We start from the raw sequence: 16,275 nt of genomic DNA, 5'->3' as shown, positions 1-16,275 counted from the left end.
ACCGGAAGGCGAGGCCGTCCGTGGCGGAGCGGTTGTTCATCCTCAACGGTCCCAATCTCAACATGCTCGGCCGGCGCGAACCGCACCTGTACGGCCGGGTGACGCTGCCCGCCATCGAGCAGAAGTGCCGGGCGGTCGCCGAGGAACTCGACTTCGACCTGTTCTTCGGCCAGTCCAACGCGGAAGGACAGCTCATCGAATGGGTTCACCAGGCGTACGACCAGGCGGCACCGGTCATCATCAACCCGGCCGGCCTGTCCACGCGTTCCGTCGCCCTCTATGACGCGCTGCGGATGCACGATCGTCCGATCGTCGAGGTGCATCTGACCAATGTGTTCGGCCGGGAGCCGCTCTACCGGGACCTGCTCACCGCCGCCGCGGCGTGGGGTTTCCTGGCGGGGTTCGGCGCCGACGTCTACGAGATGGCCATGCGCGGCCTGGGCGCCCACCTGTCCGGAGGCGGCCGGCCGTGCGCATAGGAATCGTCGGCTGCGGCCGGATCGCCCATAGCCACGTGCGCGCCCTGCGCGGTGTCGAGGGCGTCCACGTGGCCGCGGTGGCCGACGTCGACGCGGGGCGGGCCCGGGCTTTCGCCGCACAACACGGCGTCGACCGGTCGTTCGGCGACCTGGATCGGATGCTCGACATCGGCCTCGACGCGGTCACCATCTGCACCCCGCACGCGGAACACGAGTCCGGGGTGCTCGCGGCCGCCCGCCACGGCACCCACGTGCTCTGCGAGAAGCCCATCGCCCTGCGGGTCGAGCAGGGCGAACGGATGATCGCCACCACCACCGCCGCCGGGGTGCGGTTCGGAGTCCTCTTCCAGCGCCGGTTCTGGCCGGCGGCGGCGGACATCCGTGCGGCGATCGACGACGGGCGGATGGGCCCGCCGATCTGCGGTGGCGTCGTGGCCCGCCTCAACCGGGGGGCGGACTACTACCGGGCCGAACCGTGGCGTGGCCGCCGGGCGACGGAGGGCGGGGGAGTCCTGATGACCCAGGTGATCCACCACATCGACCTGCTCCAGTGGTTCATGGGACCCGCGCGACGGGTGACCGGCCGGTGCGCCAACCTCGCCCACCAGGACGTCATCGAGGTCGAGGACACCGCCGCCGCGCTCATCGAGTTCAGCTCCGGCGCCGTCGCCACGGTGCAGGCGGGCACCACCTTCCAGCCCGGGCTGGGCGTGCAGGTGTGGGTCGGCGACGCGCGGGGCCGTACGGCGAGCGTGATGGAGTTCCCCGAGGGCGTGGGCTTCACCGACGTGCGGACCCTGCCCGGTGAGGAGACGTTCGCCGGTGGGTACGTCGCCGGCCGGCCCTTCGACCTCGCTCTGTCCGAGATCCACGAGCACCTCGCGCCGTACCACGCCCGGCAGATCGCCGACTTCGTCGCGGCGCTGCGTGCGGACCGGGAGCCGGCCGTGACCGGTCGCGACGCGCTGCGGTCGCTGGCGATCGTCGAGGCGGTCTACGAGTCGTCGCGTACCGGCTCGGCCGTGGAGTTGCCGTCGTGACAGGAGGGCAGGGGTCAGCCTCCGCTGCCGAAAGGGCGATCGAAACCGCGGTCGGCCATCTGCGACGCGACCTGCCGCAGGTCGGTGGCGAACGCGGTGACCTGGTCGGGGGTGAAGCGTACGGTGGGCCCGCTCAGTGCCAGCGCGGCGACGACACTGCCGGACTGCCCGAGAATCGGAACGGCCACGGCGGACAGGCCCGCCTCGCGTTCGCCGTGGCTCTCCCCGTACCCCTTGGCGGTCGTCTCGTCGATCCATTCGCGCATCGTCGCGGCATGCCGCGGGCCGTGCGGAGACTTCCTGGCGATCCGTTCCAGGAGCACGTCGGGGGCGTCGCGCAGCAGGACCTTCGAGGAGGCGCCGGCCCACATCGGCAGCTCGTCGCCGACCTGGACGACGTGCCGCAGCGGCTGGGGACTCTCCTGCTGGGCGACGCACACGCGGTAGATGTCGCGAACCACATACACGTTCACGGTCTCGCGGCGGCGTGCGGCCAGCTCCCGCATCTCGCGCTGCGTCTCGGGCGGCAGCTCCCAGCTGCGCCGGGCCAGATGTGCCCACCGCCAGAGTCCCGGCCCCGCCATGTATCCGCTGCCGGTGGCCCAGAGCAGGCCACTCTGCTCCAGAGTCGACACCAGCCGCAGCACGGTGGTCTTGGCCAGGCCGGTCTCCTCCACGATGTTGCGGACCGAGACGGTGGGCCGGTCATCGGTCAGCAGGCCGAGAATGCCCAGCGCGCGCTGCACGCTTCGCACGCCCTGCTGGTCGGCGGACTCCGCCGCGGACGGCTTGGCCGCGGAATTGCGGGTGGGGGGCGCGTCCACGGTTCTGCACTCTCCTTGTGTCGCCGGAATGGTCCGCTGACCATCCTTCCTGCCTCGCTGCCATTCTCGCTTCCGGGGTTCACCTTTCACCTGTCCGTAACGGTCCGGACTCAAGCACTTGCCAGGAACGGGGGCCGCCCGTACTTTACACCTAGTCCACACAGCGGTCCATTAGGTCCGAGTGGTGGTTCTTCCAGTGAGGCGTCCTGAGGACGCCGTCGCGGCCCCGCACCTCCCCATGCCGGTTCGCGCGGAGCACGAAGTTCGACATACATCTGAGAGCGAGGGCGCATTGTTGACCACCCCGTCCCGCATCGCCGGCCCGCCCGGCCCGGCGGCCGGAACATGTGCCGGGAGCGATGGCCGATGACCGCTGACCCCGTCGCCACCCCCGGCGGCCCGCCGTCTCCCGCCGAGCCGGGACGGCAGTGGCGTGAGCCGCGGGTCCTGCGCACCTGGGCGGCGATCGAACTGTGGGTCGCCTGCCTGGCGCTGATCACGATCTTCCTGAGCGTCCTCTGGCAGGTGATCAGCCGCTACGTGCCCGCGCTCAACTGGCCGGGCGTCAGCGAGCTCGCGAACTACTCGCTGATCGTGCTGACCTTCGTCATGGTCGGCTACCTGATCGGCAACAACGGCCACATCACCATCCAGATCATCGACTACCTGGTCAAAGGCCGGGCCTTCACCGTGGTCAAAGCCGTGTCCGCCGCCGTGACCGCCCTGATCTGCGCGGTGCTCGTGTGGGAGGCCTGGGCACTGATCCAGGCCTACCCGACCCGGACCACCGCCGCACTGGGCATCCCGATCTGGACGCTCTACGCCATCCCGATGCTCGGCTTCGCCTCCGGCACCGTGCGCGCCGTCATCAGGGTGTTCACCGCCGGCCGCGAGGACGTCGCCTTCGACGCGGCGGAGGCGAGATGATCCTCGAACTGTGGATGGTCGGCGTCGTCATCGCCGTCCTGCTGTTCATCCGGGTACCGGTCGGCCTCGCCTTCATCGGCCCCAGCCTTTGGTACGCACTCGCCGACGGCCGTTCCGAGGGGTTCGCCCTCAAGACCACCTTCGACGGCCTCAACAGTTTCCCGCTGCTCGCCGTCCCGCTGTTCATCCTCGTCGGGGTGCTGGCCAACCGGCTCGGCATCGCCGACCGGCTCTACGAGTTCTGCCTGGCCGCACTCGGCCGGCTGCGAGGCAACCTCGCCTACGTCAACGTCGGCTCCGCGGTCGGCTTCTCCTGGATGAGCGGATCCGCACTGGCCGACGTGGCCGGACTGGGCAAGATGCAGATCCCGGCGATGATCAAGGCCGGCTATCCCGCCGGATTCGCCGCCGGGCTCACCGCCTCGTCGTCGCTGATCAGCCCGGTGATGCCGCCCAGCATCCCCGCCGTCATCTACGCCGCGACGGCGACCGTCTCCACCGGCGCCCTGTTCGCCGCATCCGTCCTGCCCGCGTTCGCCATGGCCGCCGGGCTGTGCCTCTACATCCTGATCTGGACCATGCGCCGGCCGCAGTTCGGCTCGGTGCCCTTCGACCGCAGCCGGTTCACCCGGGCCTCGGTGAACGCCGTCGGTCCACTGCTGACTCCGGTGATCCTGCTCGGCGGCATCCTGTCGGGCACCTTCACCCCCACCGAGGCGGCCGCCGTCGCCGTGCTGTACATGCTGATCCTCGGCGTGATCTACCGGTCCGCGACGCTGCGGGTGCTGCTCCAGGCGCTGCGCGAGACCGCGGTCATCACCGCCGGTATCACCCTGATCCTCGGCGCCGCCGCGTTGCTCGGGCTGATCCTCACCCGGGCACACGTGTCCCGCGATGTCGCCGAGTTCCTGACCTCGGTCTCCGACAACCCCTGGGTCTTCATGATCCTGGTCAACGTCATCCTGCTGATCCTCGGCTGCCTGATCGACGCCACGGCGGTCATCCTCGTCACGGTGCCGGTACTGCTGCCGATCGCGATGGATCTCGGCATCGACCCGATCTACTTCGGCGTCGTCATGATCATCAACTTGATGATCGGTCTGCTGACCCCACCGGTGGGCAGCGTCCTCTACATCACCAGCTCGGTCACCGGCAAACCGGTCGACGTCATCTTCCGCGGTGTCGCGCCGTTCCTCATTCCCCTGATCGCCGTGCTGATCCTGGTCACCGCGCTGCCCGGCCTCGTGCTCTGGCTACCCGGCCTCCTCGGATTCTGACCCACCGCCCGTCATCCCACACCGGGAGGAGAAACGCCATGCACCAACGTCCAGCAGGGTGGCGCCGCATCACCGCGGCACTCACCCTTCCGATAGCACTCGTTCTCGCCGCAGGGTGCTCCACCTCGAGCAACACCCCCGCCGCCGAAGGCGAGAACCCCACCCTGACCATCAAGATCGGCAGCTCTCAGCCGGAGAGCCAGCCGAACTACTACTGCGGCATGAAACTGCTCAAGGAACGGGTCGAGGCGCAGAAACTCGGCCTCACCATCGACATGTTCCCCAACAGCCAGCTCGGCCCGGACGCGGAACGCTATGCCGGGGTACAGAGCGGTGACATCGACATCGATCTCCAGGGCGGCTCGGCGATGTCCACCGCCTTCCCCCGGATCGGCGTGCTCGACGCCGCGTACGCGTTCAACGACATCGACCACTTCTTCAAGTGGGTCGACCAGAACGGCAAGGACTTCTTCGCCGACTTCAACACTGCGACCGACACCACCATCGTCGACGCCTGGTACTTCGGCATGCGCACCTTCACCGCCACCAAACCGATCCGCAAGCCCGAGGACCTCGCCGGCCTCAAGATCCGCTTCCCGAACACCCCGCAGTTCCTCGCCAACGCCAAGGCACTCGGCGCCGACGCCGTGGCGATCGCCGTCGAGGAGCTCTACCTGGCCCTGCAGCAGGGCGTCGCGCAGGGCCAGGAGAACCCGGTCGTGGCCACCCACGCGCAGAAGTTCGACGAGATCCTCAAGGTCGCCAGCCTCACCAACCACCAGGTCGGCGCCCACTACGTCGTGGTCTCCGACAAGACCCTCGACAAGATGAGCCAGCCCCAGAAGGACGCCCTGTTCAAGGCCATCCACGACATCCGCGCCGAGAACCGCAAATGCGTCGACGACGAGACCGAGAAGGTCCTCGACGGCTGGCGCGGCGACACCACCCGCACCGTGGTGGAGATCGACCAGATCGACCGGCAGGCCTTCATCAGCAAGGCGGAGGCCTTCTTCAACACCCACTTCACCGGCGAGAACCTGGAGCTCTACAAGAGCATCCGGGCGTCGGCCTGATCGGAGCGCCGGGGCCGGCGATCCGCCGGCCCCGAGACCAAAGCGGGGAGAGGTACGGGTGACCAGCCCTCAACGAGCGCAGGTCCTGGTCGGGCTGATCGGGGCGGGTATCGGGTCGTCACACTCGCCGCTGCTGCACCAGGCGGAGGCCGACCGGCAGGGGATCCGGCTCCTCTACACGATCATCGACTCGGACGCGTCCGGCCTCACCGCCGACGACCTTCCCGGCCTGCTGCGCTGGGCCCGCACCCTGGGCTACCGCGGGCTCAACGTCACCTACCCGTTCAAGCAGCAGATCGTCCGGCACCTCGACCACCTCTCAGCCGAGGCCCGGACGCTCGGTGCGGTCAACACCGTGGTCTTCGCCGACGGCGGTGCCTGCGGTCACAACACCGACGTGGTGGGGTTCGCCCGCAATTTCCGGCGCAACTTCCCCACCCAGCCGACCGACACGGTGGTGCAACTGGGTGCCGGGGGAGCCGGATCCGCGGTCGCCCACGCCATGCTGACATTGGGCGCGGGCCGGCTCACCCTCGTCGACGTCGACGAGGCCAGGGCACACCGGCTCGCCGGTCTGCTCGCCGCGCAGTTCGGCACCGACCGTATCGCGGTCGGTGCGCACGCGGATCTGACCGGGCTGCTGGCGGGCGCCGACGGGCTCATCAACACCACGCCGATCGGGATGGCACACCACCCGGGCTCACCGGTCGCCCCCGAAAGCCTGCGCACGGACCTGTGGGTGGCCGACATCGTCTACCGGCCCACCGACACGGCCCTGCTGCGGGCGGCGCGCGCGACCGGCGCCGCGACCCTGCACGGCGCCGGAATGAGCGTCTACCAGGCGGTCGCCGCGTTCGAGCACTTCACCGGGGTTCCCGCGGACGCGGAGGCGATGCTCGCCGACTCCGCGGAACTGCTGCGGCGCGGCCGCTGACCCGACGATGCCGTACGCGTCAGAGCCGCCTGCTGTCCCGGGGCCGCCGGAACGCGGAGCGGCTGTAGTACCGGACGACGTTCCCGTCACGGTCGATCTCGCTGCTGTAGTGCTTGAGGAAGTCCCACAGCAGCGGTGACTCCTCGGGCATGGTGTTGTGCGAGCGGTACAGGTTCCTGGACAGCCTCAGGACGGGGACGTCGTCGTCGTGCCAGGTCCAGGTCTGGAAGCGGTCGCGCCAGCCGTGGCGTACCCCGGCGACGCTGTCCACGTCGGCGAGGGTGAGCCCGTTGGTACGCAGGTGATACCGCGCCCAGCTGTCGAGCGAGTTCTGCGTGCCGTCCCAGAGGTCACCGGCGAGGAAGCCGAGGTCGCCGTACCCGTAGATCTGGTAGTTGGGAATCGGCCGGCCGCTGGCCGGGACCTGGACACCGTCGATGCCGACCGTGCCGGCGGCGTCCGGGGCGGTGGTGAACGACGTCGAAGCGACCGCGGCGAAGTACTCCGGGTAGGCGATGGCGAAGTTCTGGGTCACGGCGCTGCCGGCGGACTGCCCGGTGGAGTAGAACCTCGCCGGGTCGGCCCCGAACTCGTCGACGACCAGCCGGCGCAGCTGCCGGTAGAAGGTGTGCGAGTCGCGGTGGCTGACCGACACGGAGGTGGCGCTGTACTGCTCGCCGATGACGACCAGGATGCAGCCCTCGCGGTCGGCGACCTTCCACCACTGGGCGGCGTCGAAGAACACCTTGGCGGTCTGGCTGTTGCCGGGCCAGACGAACACGACCGGCGCCCGGTCGCGCCACAACCGGCGTGCGGAGCGGGGGACGTAGACGAGGTATTCGCGGAGGAAACCCTCGACCATCATGGTGCGCACCTGGACGCCCATCGTCGTGTAGTCGGCGCGTTCGAAGAGCTGGTTGCCGTACGCGAAGAAGTTCTCGTACCGGGTGTACCGGGTCAGGAAGCCGACGATGTCATGCGTGCTCACCGGGCGCTGCCGCACCGCCACCTCGGCGATCGGCCCGGCATGGGACGTCATCCACCGGCGGGAGTCCCGGCGCTGGCGGTACACGGTGCCGAGGGTCCGGTCCTGCCGACTGCGGCGTCCGGTGTCGCCGGCCCGCTTCCAGTAGGACAGGCTCGCGCCGATCGTGTGCCGGTCGGGCCGGATGTACCAGGTGGGCAGGACCGTCTCGTCGTACCGGATCAGGTCGAAGCCCTCGGGAAACTCGACCGGGGTGTAGCTGCCCTCGGTCGCGCCGCCGAACTCCCGGCCGGCGTACGAGTCCAGATACGCGGCGTCGAGACCGGGGGAGTCGACGTACACCTGACCGATGACACGCAAGGGGTGCGCGACCGCCCAGGCCTCCAGGGCCGCCGCGCCGCGGCCGTAGCCGACGAGATAGTGCAGGCCGAAAATGGAGAAGTACCGGTTGTTCTGGAAGAACGCCATCGCGGCTTCGAGGTAGGCGGCCTCCTGTGTGGCGTCGCCCCAGCCGTCCGGGCCGGGTTCCACGACGAACAGGCCCTCCTCGCGCCGGTCGGCGATGGCCGCCCAGTGTGCACGCTGGAGGAACTCGCCGGTGTCGACACCGTCGGGAACGGCGATCACCGTGTAGTAGGAGCGGATCGGGGTCTGCGGCGAGAGGTACACCTTCGCCGTGCGGGTCGTGCCGGCGACGTCGAAGGACCTGGTCCAGTAACCGGTCATCTCCCGGGGCAGCCTGCTGGCACGGGAGTAGTCGTATGCCGGGAACGGGCGGCCGTCCAGCGATTGCGGTTCGCCGAGTGTGCCCGGGGGTGTCCGGTCCGGGTGTGCGCCGGCCGCGGGTCGGGCGGTGGCCTGGTCCGTCAGCGTCGCGGTCACCGCCAGGGCGGCCGTGGCCTGGAGCAGGCGGCGTCGGTCGATCGTGCTCATGGATGGTCCTTTCGCCGGTGACGGCCGGGGGACAGGGCGTGCTCGGGATGGGGACAGGCCCGGTGAGGCGTCGCCGCCTCACCGGGCTTCGTCGCCGTGCGCTACTTGCGGACCCGCACGGTCGCCGTCGAGGTGAGCTGTTTCTGGTCGCCGGCGTGCAGGAAGTTCGCGACCAGCGTCAACGGCACCGCGTCACCCTGCGGCACGTTGTTGTCGAGGGCGGCCCGGTCGAACGTCACGATCAGCGTGCGGCCGATCGTCGTCGCGTGCCTGGCCTTGACGGGTGAGCGCGACAGCGGCGTCCGCAGCTCGACGTCTCCGTCGAGCCGGTGCCCGGCCGGAAGGGCCAGGGTCGCCGTCACCACGCCGCGTACCCCGGTGAAGATCCCGGTCCGCGAGCCGAGGTCGAGGGTCGACGGTACGAACCGCAACGCTCCCGGCAGGTCCTGCGGTACGGCGTACACCTCGATCTTGCCGGTCGGCCGCGGGTCGGTGCAGTCGTTGAAGTAGTACTCACCGGCCCGGTCGAAGGTGACCTCGGATCGTTGCCCGGGAGCCAGCCGGAGGTTGAAGAGTCCTTCGAAGAACTGGGTCGCGCAGTGCGGTAGCTGGTTGGGGAAGTTCGGGAAGGTCTCCGCTCCCGGGTTCAGGAACGTCACGGTGGTTCCGACCGGCACCCGCAGGTGGGTGGGGTTCATGCCGGCCTGTGCGGTGCTGTCGCGTGCCGCGGCGGTGTCCGTCGTGCGGTTCTGCCGGCCCAGGTAGACGGTGTCGTTCACCGTGGCGCCCTCGACCGGGCCGCCCTGGACCGGACGGCGGATGGTCAGCGGAGCGGTGTCCGGCCCCTCCTGGCTGCCCGACTCGGTCGTGTGGGTGCCGCCGAGCTTGAACGCCCACAGCGAGTCGCCCTGCGTGACCGAGCCGCCGTACGGGTTCGTGGATCCGGCGGCGAGGACGGCGACGTACTGCTCGCCGTCGACCGTGTAGGTGATCGGGGCGCCGGCGATGCCGGATCCGGTCTGGAACTGCCACAGGACGTCACCGTCGCGGGCGTCCATCGCCAGCAGGCGGCCGTCGATCTGGCCGGCGAACAGCAGGTCGGTCGCGGTCGTCAGCGGGCCCTGGCCGTGTGACATGTCGGTGCCGAGGTGGTTGCGCCACTTCACCCTGCCGGTCGAGGCGTCGTAGGCGAGGATCCCACCGGTCTGGTACTGGCCGATGGCCCGCTGCCCGTTGGCCGCGGCGCCGTTCCAGTGCGCCACCGGGTTGGCGCCGTACGGGTAGTAGACCAGGTTCGTGCTGTGGCTGTAGGAGTTGTTCGACCAGTCGCCACCGCCGTTCTGGCTGGTGGTCGACAGGATCGGCAGGTCCCACTGCGGGTCGTACATGCAGCCGCGCCGGTGGTCCGCGCCGGCGCCCCGCGGGTAGGTCAGGAACGGCTCGTCCGCCTTGACGTAACTGTCCGGGTTGAAGACCAGATCGCCGTCGGCGTCGGCCTGGTAGCCGTTGTAGTTGGGCACGGCCCGCCACGGGTCACCCGGGACGGTGCGCGGGTCCAGCTTCTGCCAGACGACACACTCGGGCAGCAGGCGCTCGGCCGGGAAGGGCTGGGTGCCGGCGTTGTGCTGCCGGGAGTCCACGATCATCGGCTTGTCGACGACCGGGAGCACGGGCCTGCCGGTGGTCCGGTCGAGCACGAACTGGTGTCCCGACTTGCTGCCGTAGAACACCACCTTGCGTTTCTGACCCTTGATCTTGATGTCGGCCAGTGTCGGTGGATGGACGTTGTCCATGTCCCACACGTCGTGCCGGATCGACTGGTAGTGCCACTTGTACGCGCCGGTCTTCATGTCGACGGCCACCATGGTGGTGGAGAACAGGTTGTCGCCCGGGCGCTGCGAGCCGTCCTGCGAGCTGCGGCAGCTGCGGGGATTGCCGAAGGTCATGTAGTAGAAGCCGAGACCGGGATCGACCGCGCCGTGCATCCACGGCGTCGCGCCTCCCTCGAGGTTGCACTGCGTCCCGTCGGGCAGCACGGGTCCCCAGGTGGCGCCGGCGTCGACGGAGTTCCCGTTGACGTCGGTGTAGACCGTTCCGCGGTCCGGCCCGCCGAAGACGTGCCACAGGTGGGCGCCGTCGTCGGCGCGAACCGCGACGACCGCGGCGCGGTTGCCGTTGGCGGCGTGGGCGTAGACGATGCCGTCGTGGTAGACGGTAGCGACCCGGTCGAGGTTGCCCAGGTCGACACCGGCCTGCACCGCGGGCTGCACGACCCAGACCTGGTCACCGGTGTCCTGGTCGAGGGCGACGATGCGGTCGCCGTCGGCGAGGGTGTAGACCTTGCCCTGGCCGATCGAGACGCCGCGCCGGGTGTCCGCGGTCTCGAAGCCCTCCGGGGCCCACTTCCACTTCGGTGTGCCGGTCCGGCCGTCGACGGCGATCACCTCCCCGCCGGGTGTGTCCAGGTAGATGACCCCGTCGGCGACGATGGGCGTCGTCTGCTGGCCGACGTCGTCGCTGGCCGGCGCCACCGCCGAGACGTGCGTGCGCCAGGCCGGGCCGAGCTTGTCGAGGTTGCGCCGGGAGATCTGCGTCAGCCCCGAGTAGTGCTGGTTCGCGAGGTTTCCGCCGACCGTCGGCATGTCCGCCCCGGTCGGCTCCAGGCCTGGCGGTTCGGGCCGCTCGACGCTCTCCCGGGGGCCGTGCGCGACGGCGGCCGACGGGCCGACGGCGACAACGACGGCGAGCAGGATCGGTGCGAGTCTTCGTGGTTTCATGGATCGCCTTCCGGTGACTACTTGCGCTTGGCCGGTGTGCAGAACGGTTCGAGGCCCATGGCGGATTTGATGCCGTGCTCGAGATGTGCCTGGAACTCGGCCGCGCCGGGGAAGGTGGAGTTCTCTGCGAAGGCGGCGCCCTCGTGTCCGAGGGTGGTGACCCAGGACCGGCCGCCGTCGTAGTACTGGCACCAGGTGACCGGATGGAAGTCACCGTGTCCGGGGTGCGACCCCTCTGCGCCGGCGCCGTCGGCCAGCGTCCGCTCGTCGACGGTGGCGAGGAAGTTGACGTCGGTCGGGAACGGGACCAGGTTGTACCACTCGTCGGAGAAGGCCCAGCGCCGGGGAAGGTCCTTGGTCGACACGTCGCGGTTGTTGACGACGACGACGTCACCGGGCTGGCTGCGCCCGTGGTTGTAGTAGTTGGCGTTGCCGAGCAGGCCTTCGTACCACTGCCAGCCGTACTCGGTGCCGAAGGCGTTGTGGACACCGACGAAACCGCCACCGCCCTGGATGTACTTGCGCAGCGACTCCCGGGCCCAGTCGAGCCGGGTGCCGCCCGTCGCGCCGCGCGCGTGGTTCCACAGCGTGTCGCGGGTGGGGCTCATGAAGATCACGGCCTTGTAGCTTGCGTTCAGCCGCTCCATCGCCTGGACGTCCTCGGTGACGTGCACCTCGATGCCGTCCGCCTCGAGCATTCTGACCAGTCCGGCCTGCGCCACGTTGGAGCTGTCCAGGGGGCGCGGCCAGGCCGCCGGGTTGCTGTGGTCGCGCGTGATCACATAGGGGCGGGGCAGTGCGGTGCCCTGGACACCCGGGTTGTCGGGATCCAGGACCCGGCCGAGGTTCGCGTGGCGCGGACCCGCCGTCCGGGAGTACACCAGCACCTTGTTGTCGCGCCGGGTACCCCAGTCGCGGTAGCAGTCCGGGTCCACTCCGCGGCACACGCCGTACACCGGGTCGATGCCGGTGGGTCTGCCTTGCTGTTGCTTCGAGGAACCCGTGATCGCGAGCGCGGAGGCCGGCGCGAGGATCGCGAGTACCGCGAGGGGCACCACCGTTCTGAGCCAATTGTTGTTCACACCGGGCACTCCCGTCTGGGGGTCGACTTCGGTTGCCGCATGTCGATCGATACGTGTCGTGATCGTCCTGTCGCGCCATGCTGATCGCTGGTCCACCTGGTGGGCTGCATGTACCGCTGGACAGACCATAGTGGCGTGTGCGCTGTCTCACAAGGCGAGGGCGCCAGACCTTTGCAGGCCCGGTTTCATCAGATATAACTAACCAGCTGGTTCATTGATCGGATCGACTGGACCACCAGATGGACCAAGGGGTGGCGTCGATGGCCGCCGCCGTACAGGAAGGCAAAGCTTTTGCTCATCGGTGAACGTGAGGCTGCGGCCGATCTCCTCCCGGCCGGGACCGCCCGGCCGCGGACCGGCAGCTGACCCGGAATGCAGGCCCTCGGCGGCGGGCTGCCGCTGTGGAGCGCGGCGCCGTTCGTGCTCCTGCTCGCCGCAGTCGCGCTGCTCGAAGTGCTCGCCGCCCCGTGGTGGAGCCGTCTCACCAGCAAGGCCCTGGTCGTCGGCGTGCTGGCCGCTCCCGCAGCGGTTCAGCTGCTGATCTCCGGCGGCGCCGAGGCGCTCACCCACTCCGTCGCCGAATACACCTCGTTCATGGCGCTGCTCGCCGCGCTGTTCGTCATCTCCGGCGGCATCGAGGTACGCGGATCACTGGCCGGCACACCGCTCGCGAACGCCGGCATGCTCGCGATCGGTGCCGTGCTGGCCAACGTCATCGGCACCACCGGCGCCGCCATGCTGCTCATCCGCCCGTTCCTGCGCGCCAACGCCCAGCGCGGCTCGCGCGCCCACCTGGTCGTCTTCTTCATCCTCATCGTCGCGAACGCCGGGGGACTGCTCACCCCGATCGGTGACCCACCGCTCTACCTCGGCTTCCTCAAGGGTGTGCCGTTCGAGTGGACCTTCCGTCTGTGGCAACCGTGGCTGTTCGTCAACGGCGCCCTCATCCTCATGTTCAACCTGCTCGACCAGTTCCTCGTCAACCGCGAGGAGCGGCGTGACCGGCACACCGGCCTGATGGACGTCCTCATCGCCCACCAGCCCCTGCGCATCGGGGGCCGCCGCAACGTGCTGCTGCTGACCGCGGTCGTCGCCGTCCTGCTGGCCAGGGGCGTACTCACGGTGCCGTTCGGGGTGACCGAGGGGGCGCTACTGGCGATCGCCTACGCGTCCTACCGGATCACGCCGCGCTCGATTCACGCGGCCAACCACTTCGGATTCGGCCCCATCGTGTCGGTGGCGGTGATCTTCGCGGGGGTGTTCGTCACCATGACGCAGCCGCTGCTCATCCTCAACGCCCGCGCCGCACAGATCGGGCTGGACCAGCCGTGGCAGTACTTCTGGGCCACGGGTGCCCTGTCGTCGATCCTGGACAACGCGCCGACCTATCTCGCCTTCACCTCGGTCGCCGCCGGCCAACTGGGCATCAGCGTCGACGAACCCGGCTATCTGGCCTCCCTGGTCACCGTCCCCGCCGGCAATGAACTGCTGGTCGCCATCGCCTGCGGGGCGGTGATGATGGGATCACTGACCTACATCGGCAACGGGCCGAACCTGATGGTCAAGGAGGTCGCGGAACACCGGGGCGTGCCGATGCCGCACTTCTTCGCCTACGCCGCCATCGCGATGCTGATCATGCTGCCGGTGCTGGCGGCGACCACCTACCTGTTCTTCCCGCCGACGGGCGGATCTCCACCATGACGGCGGGTGCCGGCCGACCGCGGACGCTGATCGGCCGGCCCCGCCCGCACTCAGCCGGCCTGCGGGACCAACATGAACGCGTTGCCGTACACCCGCCGCTCATCCAGCCAGCACTCGCCGCGGCAACTCCAGCCGACGATCGCGCCGCTGTCGTTGATCGACGTAGCACCACCGAGCGTGAGGCCCGGCGGCAGGCCGTCCACCAGCGGCTGCAGTTCGGTCATCGTGCCGTCCACCGACACGACGGCACGATGCCGGGCCTCCGGGTCGAAGAAGTCCCGCGCCGTGCCGGCGACACCGGCGACCTGGCCATGGATGTTGATGCCGGCGCCGGTGGACGAGGTGAAGCCGGCCGGAACACCCAGGTCCCGCATGGTGCCGCCTTGCCAGGAGAAGGCGTGCAGGCGCCCCTCGGCGGTCGGCGACTCGCCGGTCACCTGATTCTGATCGTTGACGTCGAACGCCCGGGTGGCCTCGTTGTTGCCGCCGAGTGTGCCCAGGTCCCGCATCCGGGTGCCGTCCCAGAGGAAAGCGTGCAACGGACTGCCGTTGCGCGGCATCGCCGCACCCACCACGACGCCACGGTTGTTGACGGCGAAGGCTTCGCTGTCGGTCCCATACTGGTGCGGGTCCGTGCCGCCGAGCGTACCCAAATCGATGATCTTGCCGTTCCGCCAGACGACGGCGCGGTGTGATGCGCTCGCCTTGGTGAAGCGGCCGCCGACCACCGTACCCGCATCGTTGACGTCCTTGGCATAGCTGCCGCTGCCGGTACCCAGGCCGGTACCCAGGTCGGAGATCTTCCCGTCGCGGAAGAGCAGCGCATGCGGCGGCTCGGTGGAGTTGACGTTGCCGTGCCCGACGGCATCGCCGCCGGCATTGATGCCCGCCGCGGTACTCAGGGTGTATCGGCTGATGTAGTAGGTGCCCAGGTCGGTCATCGTGCCGTCCTGCCAGCGGAACGCGTGGGCCGTGGGACCACTGGCCACATCGGTGTATCCGACGACCTGACCGGCGGCGTTGACCCGGTGCGCCAGACTGCTGCCCGAGTCGCCGGTCGCGCCGAGGTTGCCGAGATCGATGTAGGTGTACCGGATCACCCCCGCGGCCTGGGCGGCGCCGGCGAACGGCACCGTCACCGCCGGCACCGTCCCCAGCGTGAGCAGCACGGCGACCGCCGTGGAACGCCTTACTCTGGTCATACTTCCTCCCCGTGGCGTGACTCCGAAACGTCCTGTTCTGTCTACGGGAGAGGCCGCCGGCGCGGTGTCCGGGCAGCCTTACAGAACCCTTACGGCTGTCGATGCGTCCAGAGTCCGCATGACGGCGCACTGACACCGGGCTGACGGGTGCGGGCGACGCTCTGCCTGCCACCTGTCCGGTGGCCCGGACCCCCACCAGGTGGGCCCGGTGGAACCTCTCTGGAGGCACCACCATGAACCAGCGAAAGACCCTGGCCACGGCCACCGCGTTCCTGCTCACCTCGGCCGCACTGGCCATGTCGGGCGCTTCGCCCGCCTACGCCGACGAAGAGCCGCACTGCCTGCCGCAGGGACCCGGGGCGGTCGTCATCGGTGACGTCATGCCCAACAACCTCATCGGCACTCCGTTCGACGACTTCATCGACGGGCGCGGCGGCGCCGACCTCATCGACGGACGGGGTGGCAACGATGTCATCCTCGGCGGTGACGGCGACGACATCATCCTCGGTGGTGACGGCGCGGACAGCATCGACGGCGAGAACGGCGACGACCTCGTCTCCGGCAACCGGTGCGACGATCTCGCCGCCGGTGGTGACGGCGACGACACCGTCAACGGCAACGAGGACGACGACACCCTGAGCGGGGGCGCCGGTATCGACGCGGTGAACGGCGACAGCGGCGACGACCAGCTCGCCGGTGACAGCGGTGACGACGTGCTCAGCGGCGGCGACGGTCAGGACCGGGTCCGCGGAGGAATGGGCGACGACGACATCGCCGGCAACGAGCAGAACGACCGGCTCGACGGTGACGGCGGTGACGACGTGCTCAACGGCGGTTTCGGCGATGACGACCTGTTCGGCGGCGACGGCGGCGACGTCGTACGAGGCAACGACGGTGACGACCAGATGGACGGCGAGGCGGGCAACGACACCGGCAACGGCGGACCGGCCGGTGACGTCGACGTCTGCAGCCCGGCAACCGAGACGCAGATCAACTGCTGACCACGTCGACTTCGGCCGGTGCCGTGATGACGTCACGATG

Annotated in this window: 13 protein-coding genes; 8 read left to right on the top strand and 5 right to left on the bottom strand. The window is 69.5% G+C overall.

What is annotated here, in order from left to right; genetic code table 11:
- Positions 1–20: 20 nt before the first annotated feature.
- Positions 21–479: a type II 3-dehydroquinate dehydratase gene (locus BC793_RS33460; protein ID WP_109599837.1), complete on the top strand. Its 459-nt coding sequence runs from the start codon at positions 21–23 to the stop codon at positions 477–479.
- Complete coding sequence (locus BC793_RS33455) at positions 470–1,519, top strand: Gfo/Idh/MocA family protein (RefSeq protein ID WP_109599835.1); 1,050 nt, start codon at positions 470–472, stop codon at positions 1,517–1,519. Before BC793_RS33460 ends, BC793_RS33455 begins: the two co-directional genes overlap by 10 nt.
- 14 nt (positions 1,520–1,533) lie before the next feature.
- Here BC793_RS33455 and BC793_RS33450 read toward each other — a convergent pair whose 3' ends face one another.
- Positions 1,534–2,343, bottom strand: a complete 810-nt coding sequence (locus BC793_RS33450; RefSeq protein WP_203896435.1) for an IclR family transcriptional regulator — start codon at positions 2,341–2,343, stop codon at positions 1,534–1,536.
- A 366-nt stretch (positions 2,344–2,709) separates the two neighbouring features.
- On the opposite strand from BC793_RS33450, the gene BC793_RS33445 reads away from it, so the two are divergent.
- The 4 genes from BC793_RS33445 to BC793_RS33430 are packed head-to-tail and all read left to right on the top strand — an operon-like array spanning position 2,710 to position 6,554.
- Entirely contained in the window at positions 2,710–3,270 is a 561-nt protein-coding gene (locus BC793_RS33445; RefSeq protein WP_158319430.1) for a TRAP transporter small permease, read from the top strand.
- Positions 3,267–4,547, top strand: a complete 1,281-nt coding sequence (locus BC793_RS33440; protein ID WP_109599831.1) for a TRAP transporter large permease — start codon at positions 3,267–3,269, stop codon at positions 4,545–4,547. The genes BC793_RS33445 and BC793_RS33440 overlap by 4 nt, the downstream gene beginning before the upstream one ends.
- Positions 4,548–4,585: 38 nt before the next feature.
- Entirely contained in the window at positions 4,586–5,620 is a 1,035-nt protein-coding gene (gene dctP, locus BC793_RS33435; RefSeq protein ID WP_109599829.1) for a TRAP transporter substrate-binding protein DctP, read from the top strand.
- A 58-nt stretch (positions 5,621–5,678) separates the two neighbouring features.
- Positions 5,679–6,554: a shikimate dehydrogenase gene (locus BC793_RS33430; protein WP_109599827.1), complete on the top strand. Its 876-nt coding sequence runs from the start codon at positions 5,679–5,681 to the stop codon at positions 6,552–6,554.
- A gap of 19 nt (positions 6,555–6,573) precedes the next feature.
- On the opposite strand, the gene BC793_RS33425 is transcribed toward BC793_RS33430, so the two are convergent.
- From BC793_RS33425 to BC793_RS33415, 3 genes are all read right to left on the bottom strand, one after another.
- Positions 6,574–8,472: an alpha/beta hydrolase family protein gene (locus BC793_RS33425; RefSeq protein ID WP_109599825.1), complete on the bottom strand. Its 1,899-nt coding sequence runs from the start codon at positions 8,470–8,472 to the stop codon at positions 6,574–6,576.
- A gap of 101 nt (positions 8,473–8,573) precedes the next feature.
- On the bottom strand, positions 8,574–11,249 hold the full coding sequence (locus BC793_RS33420; protein WP_109599823.1) for an outer membrane protein assembly factor BamB family protein: 2,676 nt from the start codon (positions 11,247–11,249) through the stop codon (positions 8,574–8,576).
- A gap of 17 nt (positions 11,250–11,266) precedes the next feature.
- A complete protein-coding gene (locus BC793_RS33415; protein WP_239170422.1) occupies positions 11,267–12,331 on the bottom strand; it encodes a ThuA domain-containing protein in 1,065 nt (354 codons plus the stop codon).
- Between the two features lie 372 nt (positions 12,332–12,703).
- Here BC793_RS33415 and BC793_RS33410 point away from each other — a divergent pair, with 372 nt between their 5' ends.
- Positions 12,704–14,032, top strand: coding sequence for a sodium:proton antiporter (locus BC793_RS33410; protein WP_109599819.1), 1,329 nt, complete (start codon positions 12,704–12,706; stop codon positions 14,030–14,032).
- 50 nt (positions 14,033–14,082) lie between these two features.
- On the opposite strand, the gene BC793_RS33405 is transcribed toward BC793_RS33410, so the two are convergent.
- Complete coding sequence (locus tag BC793_RS33405) at positions 14,083–15,234, bottom strand: hypothetical protein (RefSeq protein WP_109599817.1); 1,152 nt, start codon at positions 15,232–15,234, stop codon at positions 14,083–14,085.
- Positions 15,235–15,467: 233 nt separating this feature from the next.
- On the opposite strand from BC793_RS33405, the gene BC793_RS33400 reads away from it, so the two are divergent.
- Positions 15,468–16,235: a calcium-binding protein gene (locus BC793_RS33400; protein ID WP_109599815.1), complete on the top strand. Its 768-nt coding sequence runs from the start codon at positions 15,468–15,470 to the stop codon at positions 16,233–16,235.
- Positions 16,236–16,275: the final 40 nt, after the last annotated feature.

Source organism: Actinoplanes xinjiangensis (assembly GCF_003148685.1).
Taxonomy (GTDB): Bacteria; Actinomycetota; Actinomycetes; order Mycobacteriales; family Micromonosporaceae; genus Actinoplanes; species Actinoplanes xinjiangensis.
The sequence above is the reverse complement of the archived record's forward strand: the minus strand, read 5'-3'. Positions and strand labels throughout refer to the sequence as shown.